The sequence below is a fragment of the Paucidesulfovibrio longus DSM 6739 genome (assembly GCF_000420485.1).
Taxonomy (GTDB): domain Bacteria; phylum Desulfobacterota; class Desulfovibrionia; order Desulfovibrionales; family Desulfovibrionaceae; genus Paucidesulfovibrio; species Paucidesulfovibrio longus.
Genome location: NZ_ATVA01000013.1, coordinates 60,001 through 81,225, shown reverse-complemented (window position 1 = coordinate 81,225; position 21,225 = coordinate 60,001). Strand labels below are relative to the sequence as shown.

The 21,225-nt window shown below is 60.2% G+C and carries 22 protein-coding genes and 1 tRNA gene; 7 read left to right on the top strand and 16 right to left on the bottom strand.

Going from position 1 to position 21,225, the window contains the following annotated elements; genetic code table 11:
* The first annotated feature begins 34 nt into the window (after positions 1 to 34).
* The 3 genes from G452_RS0107450 (at position 35) to G452_RS18570 (ending at position 2,567) form a co-directional block, all read left to right on the top strand.
* Complete coding sequence (locus tag G452_RS0107450; RefSeq protein WP_022661639.1) at positions 35 to 961, top strand: OmpP1/FadL family transporter; 927 nt, start codon at positions 35 to 37, stop codon at positions 959 to 961.
* 135 nt (positions 962 to 1,096) lie between these two features.
* Positions 1,097 to 1,825 (top strand): energy-coupling factor ABC transporter ATP-binding protein, encoded by a 729-nt coding sequence (locus G452_RS0107445; protein WP_022661638.1) that lies wholly within the window; start codon positions 1,097 to 1,099, stop codon positions 1,823 to 1,825.
* A complete protein-coding gene (locus tag G452_RS18570; protein WP_022661637.1) occupies positions 1,818 to 2,567 on the top strand; it encodes an energy-coupling factor transporter transmembrane component T in 750 nt (249 codons plus the stop codon). The genes G452_RS0107445 and G452_RS18570 overlap by 8 nt, the downstream gene beginning before the upstream one ends.
* On the opposite strand, the gene G452_RS0107435 is transcribed toward G452_RS18570, so the two are convergent.
* The gene (locus G452_RS0107435) at positions 2,544 to 2,969 is read right to left on the bottom strand and encodes a MauE/DoxX family redox-associated membrane protein (RefSeq protein ID WP_022661636.1); all 426 of its coding nucleotides are present in this window, start codon (positions 2,967 to 2,969) and stop codon (positions 2,544 to 2,546) included. The genes G452_RS18570 and G452_RS0107435 overlap by 24 nt on opposite strands.
* A complete protein-coding gene (locus G452_RS20535) occupies positions 2,966 to 3,427 on the bottom strand; it encodes a rhodanese-like domain-containing protein (RefSeq protein WP_162141291.1) in 462 nt (153 codons plus the stop codon). The genes G452_RS0107435 and G452_RS20535 overlap by 4 nt, the downstream gene beginning before the upstream one ends.
* 87 nt (positions 3,428 to 3,514) lie before the next feature.
* Between G452_RS20535 and G452_RS0107425 the strand changes: the two genes are divergently transcribed.
* Positions 3,515 to 4,321: a rhodanese-like domain-containing protein gene (locus G452_RS0107425; RefSeq protein ID WP_022661634.1), complete on the top strand. Its 807-nt coding sequence runs from the start codon at positions 3,515 to 3,517 to the stop codon at positions 4,319 to 4,321.
* Between the two features lie 74 nt (positions 4,322 to 4,395).
* Entirely contained in the window at positions 4,396 to 5,040 is a 645-nt protein-coding gene (locus G452_RS20530) for a PilZ domain-containing protein (RefSeq protein ID WP_051142013.1), read from the top strand.
* On the opposite strand, the gene G452_RS0107415 is transcribed toward G452_RS20530, so the two are convergent.
* The 12 genes from G452_RS0107415 to G452_RS0107360 all read right to left on the bottom strand — a co-directional run bounded on the left by G452_RS0107415 (position 5,037) and on the right by G452_RS0107360 (position 17,443).
* Positions 5,037 to 5,780 carry a TlyA family RNA methyltransferase gene (locus G452_RS0107415; RefSeq protein ID WP_022661632.1) on the bottom strand — a complete coding sequence of 248 codons (744 nt, stop codon included), beginning with the start codon at positions 5,778 to 5,780 and terminating at the stop codon, positions 5,037 to 5,039. The two genes, G452_RS20530 and G452_RS0107415, sit on opposite strands and share 4 nt — an antisense overlap.
* An 8-nt stretch (positions 5,781 to 5,788) precedes the next feature.
* Positions 5,789 to 7,240: a pyridoxal-phosphate dependent enzyme gene (locus tag G452_RS0107410; RefSeq protein ID WP_022661631.1), complete on the bottom strand. Its 1,452-nt coding sequence runs from the start codon at positions 7,238 to 7,240 to the stop codon at positions 5,789 to 5,791.
* Positions 7,241 to 7,266: 26 nt separating this feature from the next.
* Positions 7,267 to 7,770 carry a DUF456 domain-containing protein gene (locus G452_RS0107405; protein WP_022661630.1) on the bottom strand — a complete coding sequence of 168 codons (504 nt, stop codon included), beginning with the start codon at positions 7,768 to 7,770 and terminating at the stop codon, positions 7,267 to 7,269.
* Positions 7,771 to 7,772: 2 nt separating this feature from the next.
* On the bottom strand, positions 7,773 to 9,062 hold the full coding sequence (locus G452_RS0107400; protein ID WP_022661629.1) for a phenylacetate--CoA ligase family protein: 1,290 nt from the start codon (positions 9,060 to 9,062) through the stop codon (positions 7,773 to 7,775).
* Positions 9,063 to 9,080: 18 nt separating this feature from the next.
* Positions 9,081 to 10,529 carry a replicative DNA helicase gene (dnaB, locus tag G452_RS0107395; RefSeq protein ID WP_022661628.1) on the bottom strand — a complete coding sequence of 483 codons (1,449 nt, stop codon included), beginning with the start codon at positions 10,527 to 10,529 and terminating at the stop codon, positions 9,081 to 9,083.
* Positions 10,492 to 11,034 (bottom strand): 50S ribosomal protein L9, encoded by a 543-nt coding sequence (gene rplI / locus G452_RS0107390; RefSeq protein ID WP_022661627.1) that lies wholly within the window; start codon positions 11,032 to 11,034, stop codon positions 10,492 to 10,494. Before rplI ends, dnaB begins: the two co-directional genes overlap by 38 nt.
* Positions 11,035 to 11,048: 14 nt before the next feature.
* Positions 11,049 to 11,309: a 30S ribosomal protein S18 gene (gene rpsR / locus G452_RS0107385; RefSeq protein ID WP_022661626.1), complete on the bottom strand. Its 261-nt coding sequence runs from the start codon at positions 11,307 to 11,309 to the stop codon at positions 11,049 to 11,051.
* A gap of 1 nt (position 11,310) precedes the next feature.
* Positions 11,311 to 11,619, bottom strand: a complete 309-nt coding sequence (gene rpsF, locus G452_RS0107380; RefSeq protein ID WP_022661625.1) for a 30S ribosomal protein S6 — start codon at positions 11,617 to 11,619, stop codon at positions 11,311 to 11,313.
* Positions 11,620 to 11,898: 279 nt separating this feature from the next.
* Positions 11,899 to 12,792, bottom strand: coding sequence for a phosphoribosylaminoimidazolesuccinocarboxamide synthase (locus G452_RS0107375; protein WP_022661624.1), 894 nt, complete (start codon positions 12,790 to 12,792; stop codon positions 11,899 to 11,901).
* A 9-nt stretch (positions 12,793 to 12,801) separates the two neighbouring features.
* Positions 12,802 to 14,109 (bottom strand): histidinol dehydrogenase, encoded by a 1,308-nt coding sequence (gene hisD / locus G452_RS0107370; protein WP_022661623.1) that lies wholly within the window; start codon positions 14,107 to 14,109, stop codon positions 12,802 to 12,804.
* 193 nt (positions 14,110 to 14,302) lie between these two features.
* Positions 14,303 to 15,679, bottom strand: coding sequence for an outer membrane homotrimeric porin (locus G452_RS0107365; RefSeq protein WP_022661622.1), 1,377 nt, complete (start codon positions 15,677 to 15,679; stop codon positions 14,303 to 14,305).
* A gap of 381 nt (positions 15,680 to 16,060) precedes the next feature.
* The gene (locus G452_RS0107360) at positions 16,061 to 17,443 is read right to left on the bottom strand and encodes an outer membrane homotrimeric porin (protein WP_022661621.1); all 1,383 of its coding nucleotides are present in this window, start codon (positions 17,441 to 17,443) and stop codon (positions 16,061 to 16,063) included.
* Between the two features lie 261 nt (positions 17,444 to 17,704).
* Between G452_RS0107360 and uvrC the strand changes: the two genes are divergently transcribed.
* Positions 17,705 to 19,528 (top strand): excinuclease ABC subunit UvrC, encoded by a 1,824-nt coding sequence (uvrC, locus tag G452_RS18555; RefSeq protein WP_022661620.1) that lies wholly within the window; start codon positions 17,705 to 17,707, stop codon positions 19,526 to 19,528.
* A 57-nt stretch (positions 19,529 to 19,585) separates the two neighbouring features.
* On the opposite strand, the gene G452_RS0107350 is transcribed toward uvrC, so the two are convergent.
* The gene (locus G452_RS0107350; protein ID WP_022661619.1) at positions 19,586 to 20,269 is read right to left on the bottom strand and encodes a metal-dependent hydrolase; all 684 of its coding nucleotides are present in this window, start codon (positions 20,267 to 20,269) and stop codon (positions 19,586 to 19,588) included.
* A gap of 16 nt (positions 20,270 to 20,285) precedes the next feature.
* Entirely contained in the window at positions 20,286 to 20,858 is a 573-nt protein-coding gene (locus G452_RS0107345) for a UbiX family flavin prenyltransferase (protein ID WP_022661618.1), read from the bottom strand.
* Positions 20,859 to 20,978: 120 nt separating this feature from the next.
* On the opposite strand from G452_RS0107345, the gene G452_RS0107340 reads away from it, so the two are divergent.
* Positions 20,979 to 21,055: transfer RNA gene (locus tag G452_RS0107340), tRNA-Arg, on the top strand.
* The last annotated feature ends 170 nt before the right edge of the window (positions 21,056 to 21,225 follow it).

Below are 21,225 nucleotides of genomic sequence, written 5' to 3'. Positions count from 1 at the left end.
GAACATGTGACCACCGAAGGGCAAGGTCTATACCGTGCCCCACGGTTACGGAACGCTTCAGATCAACGACTGGCTGTGGTTCGGCATCGGCGAGTTCACCCGTTTCGGCCTCGGAACGAACTACGATCACAACTGGCAGGGTTCCACGAACATTTACAAGGCCACGGTAGAAACCTATTCCATCAACCCGAACCTGGCCGTGAAGGTTACCGATGACCTCTCCCTGGCCTTGGGCGTGGAATACATCTACGGCAGAATGGACCTGCGCAAGAACATCAAGGCGCTGGGCGAGGATTGGCACCTGCTCCCCGACGGAGACGCCTGGACCTGGGATGCCGCCATCCATTACGCCCCCACCGATTGGCTTTCCTTCGGCATGACCTACCGCGACGGGTTCCGCTTCGACGCCAGCGGCGATGCCAGATTTTCCAAGAGCATCGCTGACGACACCGTTGAAATGAAGGCGAACTTCCCCGGTTCTTTGAGCATGGGCGCGGCCGTCAAACCTTATGACGACGTGACTGTCGAGCTCGACTACATCTGGACGAACTGGAGTTCGCTGACCAAGATGGAGTACACGTTCACCGACAAGACCGTTGCCAACATCACCTCCATCGCCACCAACGAGATCGACTCGTTGAAGCGCTACCGCGACGCAAGCCGGGTCCAGCTGGGCGTGGAATGGCTCATCGACGACGACATGGCCCTCCGTTTCGGCTATGTGTTTGACGAGAGCCCCCAGAACGAGAACTACGCCGACTACATGCTGCCCTCCAACGATCGTCAGATCGTGAGTTCCGGCTTCGGCTACTCCTGGGGCAACTGGACCACCGACTTCTCCCTGATGTATCTTTGGGCTGCTGACCGTGAGATCAAGAACGGCGTCACCGGCACCTTCGATACCACCATCACCAACTGTACGACCTGGCTCGGCGGCATGTCCGTGGGCTACAAGTTCTAGGCTCGCAATTTGCGGATCATGAGGCGGCTCCTTTGGGGGCCGCCTTTTTTCGTGGCTTGACCGCCTTGCCTCCGCTGTGAAACAACCTCCTCGTATCACGTTTCAATTGAATAACATTGCAACCCTGAAGCGAGCATGATTCAAATCCATGAACTCGGTTATGCCTATGCTGGCGGGCAGGACGCCTTGCGCGGGGTTTCGCTTTCGCTGGAGCGGGGCGGACTGCACGTGCTGGCCGGTGCGAACGGCAGCGGCAAGTCCACGTTGCTGGCGCTTATGGCGGGATTGTACCTTCCCTCCACCGGCACTCTTGTCGTGGGCGGGCGAAGCGGAGAAGACATTCGGGATTTGGCCCGACTCGTGATGCAGGACGCGGATTTGCAGATTCTCGGCGGCAGCGTCGGCGAGGATTTGCTCCTCGGACGCGAGAACCGCGCGGGCATGGAACAAGAAGCCGGGGCGCTGCTTGATCGGTTCCACATGCAGGGACTCTGGGACCGAGCCGTGCATACCCTCTCCGGCGGCATGAAGCGGAAACTCTGCCTTGCCGCCGCGCTCCTCGACAATCCTGAACTCTTGCTGCTGGATGAACCCATGAGCGGTCTGGATTATCCCGCCATGCTGGAGCTGCGGTCCATTCTCGCGGCCAATGCCGTGCAAGGCGTCACGCAGGTGGTCTCGGTGCACGATCTGGAGCCGGTGATCGACCTGGCGGATACGCTGACCGTGCTTTCAGGGGGAGTGGTTGCCTTGCACGGAAAACCGGAATCCGTTCTCGACGCCGTCCGGGAACACCATGTCCGTCCTCCTGCCACTTGGCAGGCTGGCCTCGGTATCCGGTCCTGGGATGTGGGCAATGATTGAAGCGTTCGACGATCCAGGCCGGGCCTGCGGCAAAAGGCGTGATTTTCTGCGGCTTTCAGGATTGGATCCACGCGTCAAGCTGCTTGCCGCATTGACTCTCGGCGTGCTCGTCTGGCGATCCTCCTGGCCGGGGCTGATCGCGTATTTCTTGTTTTTGGGTACCGTCGCTTGGAATTACAGGCATTCGTGGCCGGGAAGCAGGAATCTGATGCGGACTTACATGGCCTTTGTGATTTTTTGGAGCCTTGCCAAGTTTGGCCTCGGATTGCTGGGGGGGGCAGCGTGGGAACTCGCGGCCGGAGACGCGCTGCTGGTCGCCGCCCGGATATCTTGTCTGCTTCTGCTCGGAGCCGCATTGACAATGACGACCTCCACGCGATCCATGGGGCTGGGCCTGAGTTCCTTGCTCCGTCCCGTGATCGGCCAGGAACGTGCCTGGAGGCTGGCGCTTTCGTTCGCGCTTATGGCGCACTTTCTGCCGATGACGTGGCGAGTCGTGGAACAGGTGCGGGAGACGGTCCGCCGACGCTGTCCCAAACTGCGCCTTCGGCGTCGAGTCCCCTTGATGGCTCAGGCGATTCTGAGGAATCTGGGAAAGTTGACCTGGGATCAGTCTCTGGCCATCGCCGGTCGCGGGATGGACAAATCCGAGGCCTGGGAGAGTCGAATTCCGTTTTGCGGCCGGCAGTGGGCAGCGGGACTGTTCTTTGTCCTGGCTTCAGCGGGCGTTTCTTTGCTGTAGGAGCTGCATCCAGAATACGGCAAGGCACGCCAGCCCGATGCTTGCGTCCCGCAGCAGGTACCAGCTCGACCCGGTCGGGGCGGTGGGATCCGTGGTGAAGCACCCGCAGGCCACATCCAATCCTCGAAAGTGATTGAAGCCCAAGGCGCTCAGGAACACGGCCATGAGCACGCAGACGATCAAGGATGCGCCCCGCGCCATGACGTTGAAGATCAGGCCCAGGCCGCAAAGGAATTCCAGCCAGGGCAGAATGACGGCGACAGGATTGATCAGCAGCTCAGGAAGAATCTTGTAGTTGTTGATGATTTCAGCAAACTCTCCGGGATGTTGGAGTTTGTCGAAGCTCGCCAGCAGAAAGACCACGCCGACCAGGGTGCGCAAGACGTGCAACGTGCGGTTCATTTTCCAGCCTCCACGAGTCCGCCGGAGGCGAACCAGCCTGAGATGCCCTTGGGCATGACAGAAATCTCCACCCCCCGGTCCAAAAGCAGGCGCGCCAGATTGGCGGCCATGCCGCACTCCTCGCCATCGCAATAAAGCACCAGCTTCAGCGGTCCCTGGCGAAGCTTGGATTCGGCGTAGGAGATGTTCACGGCGCCCTGGATGTGGCCGTCCGCATACTCGAGCGGACTGCGCGCGTCGATGAAGATCGTGTCGCCGTCCATGGCGGCCTGCATGGCTTCCGCCGGGCTGAGCAGGATCAGGTTGCCGGATGCATTGGCCGGGGTCGGCGCATCGCCCAGAGGCAGGCCGTCACTGCGCAGATGGTTGACGCCGAGCGCCGTCAGGCCGGCGAGCAGCACCAGTCCGAGCGCTTCCCAAAAAAAGGACTTCCAGACTTTTTTCTTTCGCATAGCCATTGTGGGATTTTTCAGGTTATTATGACTGGCGAACCTTACACTTCGGCTTTGCGCTTGGCAATGCGGCGAGCCAGGGAGAGGAAAAAGATGAAGCAGATGGACACGATAACCGCCCAGAAACTCATAGGCCAAAAACGACCGGGGGAGCTTGAGCTGCTCGATGTGCGGCAGGAATGGGAATACTCGGAGATGCATCTTCCTGGAGCGCGTTTGATTCCGCTGGGCGAGTTGCCTGACCGGATGGATGAACTGGACCCGGACAGGCCCGTGCTCGTGTATTGCAGGTCCGGAATTCGCGGCCACGCTGCGGGGCAATTCCTCAAAAGCCAGGGGTTTGCCGAGGTCATCAACCTCAATGGAGGGCTGATGGGCTGGCAGGGGGTCATATCCGAAGGAGGCCCGGACAGCGGCATGATTCACTTCCCGGAAATCGAAGCCGTCGACGATGTCTATCGTTTCGGCTACGGCATGGAGCGCAGGCTTCAGGGCTTTTATAAGGCATTGGCAGGCAGGGCCGAGTCCGAGGAAACCCGCGATCTGTTCCTGACGCTCGCAGGCTTTGAGGACAAGCACATGCGCCAGCTCTACGCCCTCTATTCGCAGTCGGCGCAAACACCTTTATCCCTCGACGAATTCGAAGCCCAGCCGGACAGCGGAATCGGGGAAGGCGGCTTCGATCCGGAATCCTATCTGACCCAGTTGGGACACAAGACATCGGATCGCCAGGATATCATTGAATTGGCCATGGCCATTGAAGCGCAGGCTTTGGACTATTACATGCGGTGCGCGTTTCGCTCCGCTCCTGGAGAAGAAGCGGATTCTTTTCGGCGTCTTGCCAGGGAAGAGCAGGGGCATCTCCGTATGCTGACGCAGATGCTTGATCGGATGGCTTGATTTTCTGCAAGATATTTGTAGTATCGCGCGTCTTGGCTATTGAAGCTTTCTTGTGGCCTTTACTGGGAAAAGCAATGGACATATCCATAGGCGCAGCCGTGATGATGGAGTCCAGCAGTGCGCTGGACAGAATCAAATGCCACATGGTCGGGTTCCAGAGGGACGAGTTCGTGGTGCTCAAGCTTCCGCTGGTGCCCGGCATTCGGAGCCGCGTGCCGGAAGGAGCCATGCTTACGTTCCGCTATCTTCAGCGCGGCAGGCTGGTATCTTTTCGCAGCGTGGTCAAGCACTACGCCGCCACGCCGTATTCCTTGCTTTTTCTTACCTACCCCAAGCGATTTGAGCAACACGACCTGCGGCGGGAGCAGCGGTTCACCTGCAACTTCCCAGCGACGCTTCATTTCCTTGATCGGGATTACAAAGGTCTGCTGCTTGACCTCAGCACCGGAGGCTGTCGTTTCTTTTTCGACGACCAAGCAGGACCGCCGCCGCCGAATCTGCGTCGAGGGAGCAAGGTCCGCGGCGAATACAGGCCGCCCAATTCCTCGTCGCTTGAATTTCAGGCCGAAGTGGCGTCCCTGGAAGGGTATCGGACGACCCGGACGGTCAGCCTCCGCTTTGGAGAGGACGACATGCCCCTTCCGCCGGACCTCGCGGACTTTCTTCTGGAAACGCAGGTGCTCCTGGATCGGATGTACGCGCTGGGAAACGAACTTTAACGCCGGAACAGCGCCAGATATTCCTGGTTGCCCTTGGGGCCTTTGATGGCCGAGGGAATCACGCCTTCCGTCTTCAGTCCGAGTTCCGTTTCCGCAAAGACCGTCACGTTGCGGATTGCCTCTTGCCTGTGCCGTTCTTCCTTGACCACGCCTTTCTGGTTCTTTTCTGGTCCCAACTCGAATTGCGGCTTGATCAGGGCCACGATGAAGCCGTCGGGCTGGAGAAGGCTCAGGCAGGGGGGCAGAATCAGCGTCAGGGAGATGAAGGAAACATCAATGACCACGGCGTCGACGGCTTCCGGCAAGAGGCTTTCCGGCGCGTGGCGCAGATTGGTGTTTTCCATGCTGATGACACGCGAGTCGTTTTTCAGCTTTTCATGCAGTTGCGCAGTGCCCACGTCCACGGCGTAGACGCGGCTGGCTCCGTGTTGCAGCAGGCAGTCCGTGAACCCCCCGGTGGAGGCCCCTGCGTCCAGGCAGACCTTGTCCTGAAAGTCCAGGTCGAAATCCTCAATGGCCGTGAGCAGCTTGTAGCCGCCCCGGCTGACGAAGCGTTCAGCCTCCTTGATTTCAAGCAGATCGCTTTCCAGCAACTGCTGGCCGGGCTTTTCAACAGGCACCGTGGTTCCGTGCTGGTGCAAAAGCACCTGCCGCGCCATGATCAGCCGCTTTGCCTTTTCCCTGCTGTCCGCCAGCCCAAGGCTGAAGAGCAATTGGTCGGCGCGAATTCGTTTTGCCATTGTCTGGATTACTTCTTTTCTAGGCCCAGCCGACGGACCACGTTTTCTGCGGCCGCTACGGCGTATTCCTGCGGGGGCAGCGAATCATGCTTTTCCGGATCAATGATGAGTTCCGGCTTGTTGGCCATGGCGGCGTCAGGTTGGACGCCGAAGGCCGCAGGGAAGGCGTTTTGGAAATACATGTTTTGGAAGTCGATGAATTTGAGCTGATGCGCGGTGGAGTCGAGGACGGCGAGTTCGTTGGGGCCGACAAGACCCAGCTGCCCGGCGCGAACTGCTCCGGCCAGGCACTCGCCGCCCTGCGTACACGCGATGTGTCCGTTTCTGTTCGCCAGGATCATCCCGTCCATGATCTGCTGCTCGGTGACTTGGATCACCTGGAAGGAGCCCGCGCCGCCGGCCTGCTCGAAGCGATCGGCAAAGTGGCGCACGCGCGGGAAGGAAACCGGGTTGCCGATCATGGCTGCCTGGGCCACGGAAGGCTCGACGCTGACCGGGTGGAACTCGCGCAGGGCGGGATCGTCCACCGCGTAATAGCGGTAGACCGGGTCGGCGTGATGGGATTGCACGCCGAAAATGCGCGGCAGGCTGTCGATGATGCCGAGGTCGAGCAGCTTCAGAAAACCGGCCATGATGGCCGTGACGTTGCCCGCATTGCCGATGGGCACGAAAATGCATTTCCCGGACAGATCCCAGTCGTACCATTGGGCGATTTCAAATGCGTAGGATTCCTGGCCGAGGATGCGCCACGCGTTCTTGGAATTGAGCAGAGCGACGCGGTAGTTGTCCGCGAGATGTTCCACGACCTTCATGCAGTCGTCGAAAACGCCCGGCACTTCCAGCACGATGGCGCCGCTGCCGAGCGGCTGCGCCAATTGCTGCGGCGTGACTTTCCCGTGGGGCAGGATGACCACGCTTTTGACCGGACCGGCGAGGTAGGAGGCATAGAGGGCCGCCGCCGCCGAAGTGTCGCCGGTGGAGGCGCAGACCGTGAGCACCTGGTCCCAGCCGTGCTTGCGGATCAGGGCCTTGAGATAGCTGAAGGCGCAGGCCATGCCCCGATCCTTGAACGAGGCAGAGGGATTTTGGCCGTCGTTCTTGAAGGCCGTGTTCACTCCCGCGTGCTCGCGCAGGGCCGGGCTGGAGGCGACGATGGGCGTGTTGCCCTCGCCCAGGTAGAGGATGTCCTCTTCCTCAAGCACGGGGGCCATGAGCTCGTAAAACCGGAAGATGCCGCGCAGGGCCGTGTTCTTGGACGCGGCGCGTGCGTCGAAAAGGGCTCGCCATTCCGCTCCGGACGTCTCTTTCAGCTTGTCGAAGTCGAGGTTCTCCAGCAGGAATACCCCGCCGCAGTCCGGGCAGGTGTACAGCAGTTCGTCGATGGGAAAACGTCTCCCGCAACCCAGGCAGGAGTATTCCATGCGTCCGCGATACGTGGGAAAGGCGTTGGCGTCGATCATCACGGTCCCTTTATGATGCGGTTCGGTTAGGGCCAGACCCTGGGCACGCAGAGCAGGAACATGGTCAGGCCGAGAGCCAGCTTGACGGTCATGCCGAGGGATTTGCCGAAAAATGCGCCCATGGAGGCGCGGTTGGCCTCAGCTCGGGGACGGCCTTTGGTCAGTTCGAATACGAAACATCCGGCATAGGCGCCCACGAGCGCTCCTATGAGCGCGCCCACGCCCAGCAGAAACGGGGCGCCGATGACCGCTCCCACGAGCGCTCCGACGATCCCGCCGAAATTGCCGCGCCCGGAGGCTCCGTATCTCCTGGCACCCCAGGATTGCGCAGCCCACTCAACGGCTTCCCCAACCAGGGCGATGCCCGCGAGGACGCCTACAAAAACCCAGCCGAGGCCGTGATCCGGACGCAGATAGACCCAGGCCCCGGCAAAAAGCGCCAGGAGCCAGTTTCCGGGCAGGCTGAAGATGTTCAGCATCTGCGCCGCGAAGAGCAGCAGCAGAAAAAGCGAAGCCCAGAAATAGTCCATTGCTAGTTCCGCAGATCCTTGACCCGCATGGCCTTGCCCTCGGTTTTGGGAATGGATTCGGATTGCACGAGTTCCACGCGCGGGGTCACAAGGATCTCGTCGCGCAGGCGCGTGGCGATGCGCTTCTGCAGGGCCTGCAACTCGCGCATGTCCTCCACGAAGAATTCCTCGCGGATTTCCACCTTGACCCGGATCTGGTCCATGGTCCCTTCGTGGAAAAGTTCGATGAGATAGTTCTGGCCTACTTCGGGTAGGGACATCAGCGTCTGTTCGATCTGCATGGGGTAGATGTTCACGCCCTTGATGATGAGCATGTCGTCCGCGCGGCCCTGGATGCGGTCGATGCGGCGATGGGTGCGGCCGCAGGCGCAATCGCCCGGGACGAACCTGGTCAGGTCGCGCGTGCGGTAGCGGATCAGGGGCATGCCCTGGCGGGTCAGGTTGGTCATGACCACCTCGCCGACTTCGCCCTCGGCCACATCCTCACCCGTCTCCGGATTGATGATTTCGATGAGGAAGGCGTCTTCCCAGACGTGCATGCCGCTTTGTTCGGTGCACTCGAAGGCCACGCCCGGACCGTTCATCTCGGAGAGGCCGTAGGAGTTGTAAGCCTTGAGCTGGAGCATCTGCTCGATGCGCTTGCGGATTTCCTCGGTGTGCGGCTCCGCGCCGATGAGCGCGATTCGCAGGGGCAGACTCGCGGGATCGATGCCCTCGCTTTGCAGGAACTCGGCGAAATAGAGCGCGTAGGACGGAATGATGTGGGCCACGGTGACGTTGAAGTCGCGGATGAGCTTGACCTGGCGTTTGGAGTTGCCTGCGCCCGCAGGCACGGTCAGGCAGCCGAGACGTTCCGACCCGTAATGAATGCCCAGGCCGCCGGTGAAAAGGCCGTATCCGGACATGTTTTGAAGCACATCGCTCTTGCGGACGCCGCAGGCGTACATGCTCCGGGCCATGAGCGCGGCCCATTCCCGGATGTCCTCGTCGGTGTAGAAAACCGCCGTGGGCGTGCCCGTGGTGCCGGAGGAGGCGTGCAGGCGAATGAAATCTTCGAGCGGCCGGCTGAGCATGCCGTAGGGATATTCGGCGCGCAGGTCGTCCTTGGTGGTGAAGGGCAGCTTCTTCACGTCGGCCACGCTGGTGATGCTGTCGGGCGAGATGCCTGCGGCGTTCAGGACTCGGGAATAATACGGAGAGTTCAGCGCGACGGCGACGGTGTTTTTCAGGCGTTTGGCCTGGAGCTGTTCCAGTTCCTGGCGCGGGAGCGTTTCCACGGGGTCGAAGTACATGTCGCCTCCAGATTTGAGCTATTGAACCGCCGGTCCGTTTTCCGATGGGTAGGGAGTCGTGGTAAGATCCTCGAAGCGGGTCCACTGCTTGTGGAAATAGAGTTCCACATCGCCGATGGGGCCGTTTCGCTGTTTGCCGATGATGACTTCGGCCTGGTTCTTCTTGGGATTGTCCTCATTCTTATTATAGAAATCGTCACGGTAAAGAAAGAGGATAACGTCCGCATCCTGCTCGATGGCGCCGGACTCGCGAAGGTCCGAGAGCATGGGGCGGGGAGGCTTGCGCTCCTCGACCTTGCGGTTGAGCTGCGAGAGGGCGATGACGGGGATGTTCAATTCCTTGGCCAACGCCTTGAGGCTGCGCGATATGTCGGAAATTTCCTGTTCGCGGGAATCGATGCGGCGGCTGGAGCGCATCAGCTGGAGGTAGTCCACCACAACGAGCCCGAGGTTGTGCTCGGCCTTGAGCCTGCGGCAACGCGCGCGCAGTTCAAGGGTCGAAAGTGCCGGGGTGTCGTCGATGAAAAGCGGCGAATTCGAAAGGTCGTTGGCGGCGGATTGGAGCTTGAGCCAGTCTTCGTCCTGGAGATAGCCCGTGCGCAGATTGCCGAGATTGACCCGGCCCTGGCAGGCGAGCAGGCGCGTCATGAGCTGCTCCTTGCTCATTTCCAGGGAGAATATAGCGGTGGCCACGCCCTCGTTGATGGCGGCGCGCATGCCCAGGTTCAGGGCGAAGGCGGTCTTGCCCATGGAGGGACGACCGGCCACGATGATCAGGTCGGACTTTTGCAGGCCCGCGGTCATGTCGTCGTACTTGTGATACCCGGTCTTGATGCCTGTGACCGCGGACTTGTTTTCGAAGCGCTTGGTCAACTCGTCGAAGACCTGATTCACGAGGTCGCGGCTGTTGGCGATGGTTCCCGTGGTCTTGGCGTCCGCGATTTCGAAGATGGACTTTTCGGACTCGTCCAGCAGGGCGTCCACGTCTTCAGCGTCGTAGCAGCCGGAGATGATGTTGCTGGCCGTTTCGATGAGCTGCCGCAGGATGGCCTTGTCGCGGACGATATGGGCGTGGCGGGCGGCGTTGGCCGAACTGACGGGGGAATCGGCCAGCTCCGCGAGATAGACCGGGCCGCCGAGTTCGTCGAGCAGTCCCTTGGTGCGCAGCAGATCCGAAACCGTGATCAGGTCGATGGGCGTATTCTTGTTGTAGAGATCGATGAAGGTCTGAAAGACGGTCTGGTGCACCGGGGAGTAGAAGTCCTCCGGTTTGACGATGTCCACCAGGGAGTGGAAGAGTGAGTTGGTTTGAAAAACCCCCCCCAGAACCGCCTGTTCGGCTTCCAGGTTCTGAGGGGGGACATTGCGCAAAAGATCGGCGGAAGCCCTATCCAGGGCTTCGCCGTCTTTCTTGCGGGATTTCCCGTTGCTAGGCCTCGTCTTCGACAGGCTCGACCGTTCCGGCATTGCTCTCCTCAACGTCAGGCTTCACGCTCTCGGTTTTCTCGGACTCGCCGTCCACGGCGGAACCATGACGCATGACGGAAACCTTGAGCACGCCGCGCACTTCGGGGTGCAGCTTGACTTCGATCTCGTATTCTCCCAGGGAGCGGATGGGATCGTCAAGCAGGATCTTGCGTTTGTCGACATCGATGCCCTGGGCGACCACGGCGTCGGCGATCATGGCGGCGGTGACGGAGCCGTAAAGCTTCTCGCCTTCACCGACGCGGACGCGGATCTCGATGGGAGCGGCGGCCATCTTCTCGGCCACGACTTCCGCAGCGGAGCGCAGGCTGTCGGCCTGAGCCTTGAGCTTGCGCAGCTCCAGCTCGAACTGCTTGAGGTTGCCCTCGGAGACGGGCATGGCCAGTCCCTGGGGGAGGAGGTAGTTCCGGCCGAAACCGGGCTTCACATTGACGATGTCACCAAGACGTCCGAGGTTTTCGACGTCGGCACGAAGAATGAGTTTCATTGTCGGCCTCTCCTCTAGACGCTCTTTTTCTTGACATCGGTGCTGTGTACGGTGGTGTAGAACAGCAACGCCATCTGGCGAGCGCGTTTGATTTCCGTGGTCAGGCTGCGCTGGTGCTTCGCGCAGGTGCCGGTGATGCGGCGGGGAATGATCTTGCCACGATCAGTGATGAAATCCCGGAGGATATCGGTCCGCTTGTAGTCCAGGGGAAGGTTTTTGTCTGCGCAGAAGCGGCAGAACTTCTTCCGGGGGGTGAATCTCTTCCTGAAGGCCATGCTATCCCTCCTGGCTCGCGGCCTGGTTGTCCAGTTTGACGGTAATGAACTTGAAGATGCCGTCAGAGATGCGGATCTTGCGTTCCAGCTCGGTCACCAGGGCGCCCGGAGCTTCGTAGACCATCCGCATGTAAAAACCGCGGGTCTGTTTCTTGACGGGATAGGCCAGGGTGCGCATGCCCCACTCGTCCATCTCGACGATCTTTCCTTCGCCGCTTTCCAGGGTCTCGGTGAAAGTGGCGAAGATCTCGTTGCGGCGCTCTTCCTCGAGTTCCGGGGAGAGCAGCAACAAGGTTTCGTAGTTCTGCATTTCAGTCCTCCTTACGGTCATTGGTCCTTCCCAACGGGGAAGAACAAGGCAGAACGGGAGCTATAGACTCTTCATATCCAGGTGTCAAGCCTTGTCGAACGGCCTTTCCGGGTCGTCCGGCGCATCCTTGTCCTCGTCCTTTTCGCATTTTTGAGGCGGCTTCCAGCCGCAACTCGCAGGGGAGGCTCAGGTCGGTACTCCGAGCTTCGGTAAGATGAAGCGGTTCAGCAGGATGACTCCGGCGAATACGCCCACTAAAATCAAAAAATCCTTCATACGTTACCCCAGCTTCGAGCCGGTGAGGCGTTCGAAGGCTTCCAGGTATTTTTCCTGCGTCCGGCTTGCGATGTCTTCCGGAATGCGCGGAGCAGGCGGCTGCTTGTTGAAGCCGATTTCCGTGAGCCAGTCGCGCAGGAACTGCTTGTCGAAACTGGGCTGTCCATGACCCGGCTCGTAGCCGTCCATGGGCCAGAAGCGGGAAGAGTCCGGAGTCAGCACTTCATCGATGAGCAGGAGTCCGCTGTCCGTCAGGCCGAACTCGAACTTGGTGTCCGCGATGATGATGCCGCGTTCGCGGGCATAATCCCTGGCGCGGCTGTAGATTTCCAGACTGACGCTCTGGACCTTGGCCATGAGTTCGCTGCCGAGCATGTCCTTGGCCTTGTCCACGGTGATGTTCTCGTCATGCTCTCCAAGCTCCGCCTTGGTGGACGGCGTGAAAAGCGGCTCGGCGAGCATGTCGGATTCCTTGAGTCCGGCGGGCAGGGTATGGCCGCTGACTTTGCCCGTGGCTAGGTAGTCCTTCCAGCCGGAGCCGGTGATGAAGCCGCGCACGATGCACTCGATGGGCAGGGGCTTGGCTTTCCGGACCAGCACGCTGCGTCCCTCAAGCTCGGCCGCATAGGGCTGGAGCGGCGCGGGGTAGTCCGCCACGTCGGAGGCGAGAATGTGATTCGGAATCAGATCCTTGAACTTATCCATCCAGAACAGGGTGATCTGGTTGAGGATTCTTCCCTTGAGAGGAATCGGATCCGGCATGATCACATCGAAGGCCGAAATGCGGTCCGTGGTTACGATCAGCAGAGAATCCGGCGAGATTTCATAAATATCGCGGACTTTTCCGCGAGAGGCCAGAGGGTATTCCTTGATGTCGGTCTGAATAACGGGCTTCATGTCTACCTCTTAATCCTTGAAACGGATTTCCACCGAGCGGGCGTGGGCTTCGAGCCCTTCCAGCCGCGCAAGGCGTGCGATTTTGCCGCCGTGGTCGCGAACATAGGCGGGCGACGCGGCGATGACACTGGTTTTCTTGCAAAAAGCCTGTACGGACAGGGCCGAGGAGAACCGCGCCGTGCCCAGGGTCGGCAGGACGTGGTTCGGCCCGGCGAAATAATCACCCACCGGTTCGGGGCAGTGATGGCCCATGAAGATGGCGCCCGCATGGCGGATTTTTCCGAGCAGGGGCCAGGGCTCGGCCACGCAGAGCTCAAGGTGTTCCGGCGCGATGCGGTTGACCAGCTCCACGGCCGTGTTCAGGTCGGGAGTGAGGACAAGCGAGCCCCAATCCGAGAGGGATTTGGCCGCGATTTCTCCGCGGGGCAAAGCAGCGGTCTGCGCCTTGAGTTCCTTCGCGACCTTTTGGGCGAGAGCCTCCGAAGTGGTCACGAGCAGGGCGGCGGCAAGGGGATCGTGCTCCGCCTGGGAGAGCATGTCCGCCGCGAGCCATGCAGGATCGGCAGACTCGTCCGCAACAATGGCGATCTCGCTGGGACCGGCGATCATGTCGATGCCGACCTGCCCCACGAGCAGGGCTTTGGCTGTGGCCACGTAGATGTTGCCCGGACCGGCGATGACGTCGCAAGCGGGAATGGACGCTGTTCCGTAGGCGAGAGCGCCGATGGCCCAGGCGCTGCCCACCGCGAAGACGTCCTTGATGCCGAGGAGCGCGGCGGTGGCGAGCAGGTAGGGGTTCAGGGTGCCGTCCTTGCGGGGCGGTGAAACCATGATGACCTGTTCGACTCCGGCGACCAGCGCGGGCACCGCATTCATGATGATGCTGGAGATCAGCGGGGTGGATCCCCCTTGTCCGCCGGGAACGTACAGTCCCACGCGGTCGACCGGGGAAACCATCTGGCCGAGCAGCGTTCCGTCCGGAGCCGTGGTCCACCAGGAATTCTCGCGCTGCCGCTCATGAAATGCGCGGACGTTGTGAATGGCTTGTTCCAGGATCTCAAGATCGGTCTTGGGGACTTCCCGCAGGGCCGTTTCGAGTTGCGAATCCGGGACGCGCAGCATGTCGGGCGAAAAATCCGGGCAATCGAAGAGGCGGGTGTAATCGACAAGGGCCGAATCCCCTTCGGCATGCACTCGTTCCAGAATTTCTCGAACGCGGGATTCCACTTTGGAATCGGGGTTTTTCCGCGCGGCAAGCTGATCCCGCAATGGGGACCAGTCGCTTTCGTTGCTGTAGCGGATGGTCTTGCAGGGCATGTGTTTTCCTTGCTGTAGGGAGGACAGGGGGACAGGAGCTGGCCTGCCCTGTTCAAGCTGATTATTGTAGCCAACAGCGTGTCAAAAGTCGAGTCCGTGTTCCTGCCAGTGGGGGGGCTGAAAATGAGAAGGGCCGGAACCTTTCGGTTCCGGCCCAAGCGGATCGTTTCAGTGTCAGGCCGTGAGGCCTTGCTTAGAACTTGTACTCGATGCCGATGACCATACGAGCGGAGTCGGTGGCGTCGATGTTGTTGACGCCGGTGGCTTCCCAAGTCTCTTCGTCGAAGTCAGCAGCCACGTAGGACAGGCCCAGGGTGGCGGTCAGCTCGTCGTAGATCTTGTACTTGTTGACCATGGAAAGCTCCCACAGGGAGTCTTCTTCGGTCAGGGTACGGCCGTACACGGCAAGGGTGGCGCGAGTGTCATTGAAGTTCTTCGCGAAGTCCTTGTCGTTGGTGCCCTGGGCGTACATGATCGTGAAGGAGTGGGTCAGACCTTCCAGGAAGGAGATGTCCTTCAGGTTCAGGCCGAGGGCCCAGTAACCGAGCTGAGCGGTCATGTTCTGCAGGCCCTGGTCGGCAACCATGCCGCCGGAGCTGAAGAAGGTGGTGCCGAAGGCGTAGTCGCCGGAGATCGTGGGCAGACGCTCGGAATCGGCATCCTTGGAGGCGTTGCCGTCTTCACCGGTGGAGTAGGTGAAGAACAGTTCCGGGGTCACGTAGTCCAGACCGGTGTAGGCGACAGCCAGGTCGGCCAACCAGCCGGAGCGGGTGCCGTCGGAGACGGAGGGATCAGCGGAGCCGTACACGAAGCTGGCGTTCAGGGTGATCGGATCGAACATGGTCATGTTGAAAGCCAGGCCGCCCCACCACGCGGTGGTGTTCTCGCCGTTGGTGGCGAGCTGGGTGGAGTTGGCGATCATCAGGTTGTCCAGAGCGGCAGCGCCAGCAGCTTCGGCGGTCTTGTCGCCGGAGTACAGGTACGCGAAGTACGGGGTGGCGGAGATGCCGTCAAAGGTCAGGGGAACGGCGGCGAAGACGACATCCAGGGCGGTGTCGTAGTCGTTGGCGTCGTTCAGGTGGCTGTAGGGGCGAGCCCAACCAGCCAGCAGGCCGATGTTTTCGGTGATCGGGGTGGAGACGACCAGGGCAGCAACGTCGTCGTCCAGCACGGCGCTACCGGCGGCGCCGGAAGGCAGAGCCAGGGGCAGGACACCGGCGGTGATGGAAACATCGGTGTTGGGCCACACCCAGTTGATGTAGGCGGACTTGATCTCGATGTTACGCTGGTCAGCGCCCAGGGCGGCGAAGCCGGAGCCCCACTGGCTGGTGCCGATCTCGAGCTGCAGGACGCCCTTCAGGTTCTCATTGGCGGTGAAGTTGAACGAGGTGCGCAGACGCTGGTAGACGTCGAAGTCGCTCTCGGAGGTTCTGTCGTTGTAGGACTCGCCGTCGTGCCAGATGCCGGCGATGTACCAGGAACCGGTGGCGGTCAGGTCGGCAGCGGAAGCCATGGAGGCGGTGCCGATGACCATGGCGAGCAGAGCCGCCAGGACCACAATGCGTTTCATAATTTTCCTTCCTTCTTTTGCAGTTGTGCAAGTTCTACCGAAACGATCCTATCCTTCAGCGCCCTTATACAGATGTGATTTTCCATTGGCAAGGGGTTTTCGACCATTTTTTTGACTAAGGTAAAATTTTTTTTACCGTCGAATTTTTTATACTCTTGTCTCCTTGCGGATAAAAAATATTTTATTTCAATATATTGGAGTGGGAATCAACTTTTTCGGCGAGAAGCTCAGCGCGGAGTGCCGGTTTTTTGATCGTTGCGAAGTCAGGGCAATCCATCTCCAGGCATGTGGTTTGGCGTTTCGGATGACACCGAAAAAAGGGCCGGAACCTTTCGGTTCCAGCCCAAGCGGATCGTTTCGGAGTCGAACGCGGAATCTCGATTAGAACTTGTACTCGATGCCGAGAACCAGACGAGCGGAGTCTTCGGGCTCGTAGTTGTTCAGGCCGTCCTTCTCCCACACGTCTTCGTCGAAGTTGGCCGCGATGTAGCCCAGGCCGAGGGTCGCGGTCAGTTCGGGGTAGATCTTGTAGGTGTTGACCAGGGAGAGTTCCCACAGGGAGTCTTCCTCGGTCAGGGTGCGGCCGTACACGCAAAGGGCGTTGGTGGTGTAGCCCTGGGCGTCCGAGGCGAAGTCCTTGTCGTTGGTGCCCTGGGCATACATGACGGTTATGGTGTGCTTCAGTCCTTCGAGGAAGGAGATGTCCTTCAGGTTCAGGCCGAGAGCCCAGTAGCCCATGTTGGCGGCGTCGTTCTGGAGGCCGTTGTCGGAGGTCATGCCCTTGGAGCTGAAGAAGGTGGTGCCGAATGCGTAGTCGCCGGAGATCGTGGGCAGACGTTCGGAGTCGGCATCCTTGGAAGCGTTGCCGTCTTCGCCGGTGGAATAGGTGAAGAACAGTTCCGGAGTCACGTAGTCCAGCCCGGTGTAGGCGACGGCCAGGTCGGCCAGCCAGCCGGAGCGGGTGCCTTCGGAAACGGAAGGATCAGCGGAGCCGTAAACGAAGCTGGCATCCACGGTGATCGGGTCGAACATGGTCATGCTGAACGTCAGACCGCCCCACCAGGCCGTGACGTCGTTCTGCCCGCTCACGTCGAACTTGGTGGAGTTGGTGATCATCATGTTGTTGAAAGCGGCGGCGCCGGCGGATTTGCCGGTCTTGTCGCCGGAATACATGTACGCGAAGTACGGAGTGGCGGAGACGCCGTCAAAGGACAGCGGAACAGCGCCGAACAGGATGTCCAGGGAGGTGTTGTAGTCGTCGCTGTCGTTCAGGTGGCTGTACGGACGAGCCCAGCCCGCGAGCAGGCTGACGTTGTCGGTCAGCGGGGCGGAAACGACAAGCGCGGCCACGTCGGCGTCCAGGACGGCGTTGCCGGCCTTGCCCTTCGGCAGGGCCAGGGGCAGGACGCCGGCGGTGATGGAGACATCGGTATTGGGCCACACCCAGTTGATGTAGGCGGACTTGATCTCGATGTTTCTCTGGTCGGCGCCCAGGGCGGCGAAGCCGGAGCCCCACTGGCTGGTGCCGATTTCGATCTGCAGGACGCCCTTCAGGTTTTCGTTCGCGGTGAAGTCGAACGAAGTGCGCAGGCGCTGAAAGACGTCGAAATCGCTTTCAGCGGTTCTGTCGTTGAAAGACTCGCCATCGCTCCAGATGCCGGCGATGTACCAGGAACCGGTAGCGGTCAACTCGGCGGCAACGGCCACGGAGGCGGTGCCGACAAGCATGGCGAGCAAGGTCGCCATCATGATCATGCGTTTCATTCTATTCCTTCCTTATTTGGCAGAAGTTGGTTTCCGAAACGATCCAAATCCTTCAGCGCGCAATTTACGCTGCCGGAAGATCGGGATGCAAGGGTTATCATTCATTTTTTTGACGAAAATTTAAAAAATTATACCGTACAAATTATTTGACCGATGTCTGCATTGGATTCGATAACACCTTGATTGAGAACGAGTTGTGTGAATGTTGCAGAATTGCGTCGGGGAATTGCCATCCAGGGTAAAAACAATCAGACTCGAAAAATGACGACGAACGACTTCCAATTTGTCCCATCGGAATACCCGGACACTCCCGGAGTCTATTTGATGAAGGACTCGGCGGGAAAGATCCTTTACGTAGGCAAGGCCATCAGCCTGCGGAAGAGGCTATCGTCCTACTTCAGGCCGGGGGCCAAGCTGACTCCCAAAAACGAGTCGCTTGTCCGCCGCGTGAGGCGTGTGGATACTTTGCTGGCGGGAACCGAGAAGGAGGCGCTCCTGCTGGAGGCCAGCCTGATCAAGAAACACCGGCCCCGCTATAATATCGTTCTTCGCGACGACAAGCAGTACGTCCTCTTCAAACTGGAAAAGCGCAGCGAATACCCAAGGCTGCTGATCACGCGAAAGGCCGTGCGCGATGGGTCGGTGTATTTCGGTCCTTTCACTTCGGCTGCCGCGGCGAGGCAAACCTGGAAACTGCTGGGGCGGGCCTTTCCGCTCCGCAAGTGCGCGGACAGCGTCTTCAGGAACCGTGTTCGGCCCTGCCTTTACCATGACATCGGCCAATGCCTTGCGCCTTGCGTCAGAGACGTGGACCGCAATGAATATCTTGATTTGGTCCGGCGGGTGGAAATGTTCCTGCGCGGCAGATCCGGAGAGCTTCTCGACGTGTTGGAACGGGAGATGAGCGAACTGGCTGAATCCCTGGAGTTTGAAAAAGCTGCCATCCTGCGCGACCGAATCCGGGATGTTCGCCGCACAGTGGAACGCCAGGCGGTCGTGCTGCAACGGGAGGCGGATCTGGACGCGCTCGCCCTGGCGGAAACCGCCACTGGGCTGGGCTTGGGACAGGTCGTCGTACGCCAGGGCCGTCTGCTGGACGAAAAGCGCTTCTTCTGGCCCGGATTGACCCTGGAAGAAGGTCCGGAAGCCCTGCAGAGTTTTTTGAATCAATATTATGATGGGGGACGGCTCATCCCCGGACGGATCATCTTGCCGTACGACGCCGATGTCGGGACGCTTTCGGAAGTGCTTGCGGAACGCCGCGAGGGCGCGGTTCGAATCGTCACCGCGAACAGCGTTGAGGAACGCGGTCTGGTGGATCTTGCCCGCAGCGTGGCCGCCCGGGATGATCCCCGCAGCACGGACACGGATATCGCGGAGCTGCTTTCAGGCAGGCTGCGGCTTGACGCTCGCGTGGAGCGCATCGAAGGTGTGGACGCCTCCCATCTCGGCGGTGAAGGCCTCCGCGTGGGGCAGGTCTGTTTTGTTCAGGGACACCCGGCCAAGGAGGAATATCGCCTGTATGCGTTTCCGGAATTGGAAGGGGCGGGGGACGATTATGCGGCGTTGGCCGCATGGATGAAACGGCGCATCGACGCCGGGGCACCCTGGCCCGATTTGATCTTGCTCGATGGAGGCAAAGGGCAGTTGGCAGCGGTGGAAAGGGCGCTGAACGAGCATTGGCCGAACGATTCGGACGAGCCCAAGCCGGCGCTGGCTTCCATTGCCAAGGGGCCGTCGCGCAGGGCTGGGGAATTGGAGGACCGCGTTTTTCGTCCGGGCAGGAAGAATCCCATGAATCTCCTGCCTGGCAGTCCGGAGCTGTTGTTCCTGCAGCGCGTGCGGGACGAGTCGCACCGATTCGTCATCGGACGTCAGCGCAGTTCGCGAAAAACGAACGTATTGCAAAGCGAAGTGCTTTCCCTCCCTGGAATCGGTCCCAAGACGGCGCGGCTGCTTTGGGACCGGTTCGGTTCCCTGGATGCCATGCTGGAAGCTGGGGAGGAAGGACTGCGGGAGGTGCCTGGCATCGGTGCGCAGCGTGCGGCGCAGATCGCAGGACGTCTCAAGATTTTGCGCCGCTGATTAACGGCGCCGAAGAGAAAGCCGCCCGGCGCGTTTCCGCCAAGGCGGCCTTGCAGGCTATTTCCTGACCTCGACGGTTTGGCCGGGGGCGATGTGCACCAGTTCCGTGTCCGGCGCAGAATCATCAAGCTGCCTCGCGAATTCTTCGGTTCCCTGCTCCAAAATGGGGAAGGTGCCCCAATGCATGGGCACGACCTTGCGGCAGCCGAGCATCTTGCAGGCATAGGCAGCTTGTCGGGGGTCCATGGTGAAGTGTCCGCCGATGGGCAGCAGCGCGAGGTCGATTTTGTGGAAGACGCTGAAGAGCTGCATGCTGGAAAAAAGGCCGGTGTCTCCGGAATGATAGACGCAGAATCCGTCCGGGAAGGTGATGATGAATCCCGTGGCCGCGCCAGTGGCAGAAGAATGCATGGCCTGGACCATGTGCACGTTCACTCCGGCCACCTGGACGGTGCCGCCGATGTTCATTCCGATGCCCAGATCTTGCGGCAGGCCTTGGGCGAACAAACTCTTGAGCGTGTCGAAAACGCCCACGAGAGGCACTTTCCGGGAACGACAGATTTCCACCGCCTGTCCCACGTGGTCCTGATGGTCGTGGGTCAGGAGAACCGCATCGATCTTTCCGATTTCTTCATGCGTGACGGGAGCGTTTGGATTGCCGTCGAAAAAAGGATCGACGAGCAGGGTCGCCCCGTTTTGCTGCAACAGAAAGTTGGAATGGCCGTACCAGGTCAGACGCATGCCTTCCTCCTTGCGATTATGCGGATGCATCGCCCCAGCGGGGAGCCAGGTGATGCTCGATGTCCAGCTGGTCCAAGACGCGCGCGGCGATTTGCGTAAAGAGATCCGAAATGCTCAGCGGGGAGTTGTAGAATCCCGGACAGGCGGGCAGGATGGTGGCCCCGGCCCGGTGAGCCCGCAGCATGTTGCGCAGGTGGATTTCGTTCAGCGGCGTCTCTCTGGGAACCAGCACGAGAGGACGCTTCTCCTTCAGGGTCACGTCCGCAGCGCGATGGATGAGATTGTTGCCCGTGCCGTTGGCAATGGTGCCGAGCGTGGTCATGCTGCAAGGGCAGATGATCATGCCGTGGTGCCGCCAGGAGCCGCTGGCGGGAGGGGCTGCGATGTCGCCGATATGATAGGAAGCGAAGGCCGGGCCGGTGATGTCCACCGTGGACGTGCCCGTTTCGAGCTTCATGACCTGTCGGGCGGCATCGGAGATGATCACGTGCAGTTCGATGTCGTCCCGTCCGCCGAGTTCTGCGGCCAATGCCGTGGCGTACGCCGACCCGCTCGCTCCGGTCACGCCGAGGATGATACGTTTTTTCATTTGACCAAATTACATCACCGAACTCCGTCTGACAAGGCCGCATCGGCTTGCGGACACCCCGTCCGTGTTGTAAAAGATGTTGACAGGGACGCCAATGGAGTATAGCCATTGCTCCCTCGTGGGCAATTAGCTCAGATGGATAGAGCGCAAGCCTCCGGAGCTTGAGGCCACAGGTTCGAATCCTGTATTGCCCACCACGATATTTCGGGAGCCGTGTCCTTGCTGGATGCGGCTCCCCTTTTTTTGCCATGCCGCCTGCCTTGGTATCTCTCTTCGCATATTCGTTCATGCTATGATTCTAAAGCCCTTTCCCATTGCGCGCATCAGGAGTAGTGCTTCCAGGCGTCGCCGCTCTCCCGGGCGGGCA

Excerpts from the sequence above, each read along its gene's own strand:
- G452_RS0107445 (WP_022661638.1), top strand. The coding sequence starts at position 1,097 with ATGATTCAAATCCATGAACTCGGTTATGCCTATGCTGGCGGGCAGGAC.
- G452_RS18570 (WP_022661637.1), top strand. The coding sequence starts at position 1,818 with ATGATTGAAGCGTTCGACGATCCAGGCCGGGCCTGCGGCAAAAGGCGT.
- G452_RS0107435 (WP_022661636.1), bottom strand. The coding sequence starts at position 2,969 with ATGAACCGCACGTTGCACGTCTTGCGCACCCTGGTCGGCGTGGTCTTT.
- G452_RS20535 (WP_162141291.1), bottom strand. The coding sequence starts at position 3,427 with ATGGCTATGCGAAAGAAAAAAGTCTGGAAGTCCTTTTTTTGGGAAGCG.
- G452_RS0107425 (WP_022661634.1), top strand. The coding sequence starts at position 3,515 with ATGAAGCAGATGGACACGATAACCGCCCAGAAACTCATAGGCCAAAAA.
- G452_RS20530 (WP_051142013.1), top strand. The coding sequence starts at position 4,396 with ATGGACATATCCATAGGCGCAGCCGTGATGATGGAGTCCAGCAGTGCG.
- G452_RS0107415 (WP_022661632.1), bottom strand. The coding sequence starts at position 5,780 with ATGGCAAAACGAATTCGCGCCGACCAATTGCTCTTCAGCCTTGGGCTG.
- G452_RS0107410 (WP_022661631.1), bottom strand. The coding sequence starts at position 7,240 with ATGATCGACGCCAACGCCTTTCCCACGTATCGCGGACGCATGGAATAC.
- G452_RS0107405 (WP_022661630.1), bottom strand. The coding sequence starts at position 7,770 with ATGGACTATTTCTGGGCTTCGCTTTTTCTGCTGCTGCTCTTCGCGGCG.
- G452_RS0107400 (WP_022661629.1), bottom strand. The coding sequence starts at position 9,062 with ATGTACTTCGACCCCGTGGAAACGCTCCCGCGCCAGGAACTGGAACAG.
- dnaB (WP_022661628.1), bottom strand. The coding sequence starts at position 10,529 with ATGCCGGAACGGTCGAGCCTGTCGAAGACGAGGCCTAGCAACGGGAAA.
- rplI (WP_022661627.1), bottom strand. The coding sequence starts at position 11,034 with ATGAAACTCATTCTTCGTGCCGACGTCGAAAACCTCGGACGTCTTGGT.
- rpsR (WP_022661626.1), bottom strand. The coding sequence starts at position 11,309 with ATGGCCTTCAGGAAGAGATTCACCCCCCGGAAGAAGTTCTGCCGCTTC.
- rpsF (WP_022661625.1), bottom strand. The coding sequence starts at position 11,619 with ATGCAGAACTACGAAACCTTGTTGCTGCTCTCCCCGGAACTCGAGGAA.
- G452_RS0107375 (WP_022661624.1), bottom strand. The coding sequence starts at position 12,792 with ATGAAGCCCGTTATTCAGACCGACATCAAGGAATACCCTCTGGCCTCT.
- hisD (WP_022661623.1), bottom strand. The coding sequence starts at position 14,109 with ATGCCCTGCAAGACCATCCGCTACAGCAACGAAAGCGACTGGTCCCCA.
- G452_RS0107365 (WP_022661622.1), bottom strand. The coding sequence starts at position 15,679 with ATGAAACGCATTGTGGTCCTGGCGGCTCTGCTCGCCATGGTCATCGGC.
- G452_RS0107360 (WP_022661621.1), bottom strand. The coding sequence starts at position 17,443 with ATGAAACGCATGATCATGATGGCGACCTTGCTCGCCATGCTTGTCGGC.
- uvrC (WP_022661620.1), top strand. The coding sequence starts at position 17,705 with ATGACGACGAACGACTTCCAATTTGTCCCATCGGAATACCCGGACACT.
- G452_RS0107350 (WP_022661619.1), bottom strand. The coding sequence starts at position 20,269 with ATGCGTCTGACCTGGTACGGCCATTCCAACTTTCTGTTGCAGCAAAAC.
- G452_RS0107345 (WP_022661618.1), bottom strand. The coding sequence starts at position 20,858 with ATGAAAAAACGTATCATCCTCGGCGTGACCGGAGCGAGCGGGTCGGCG.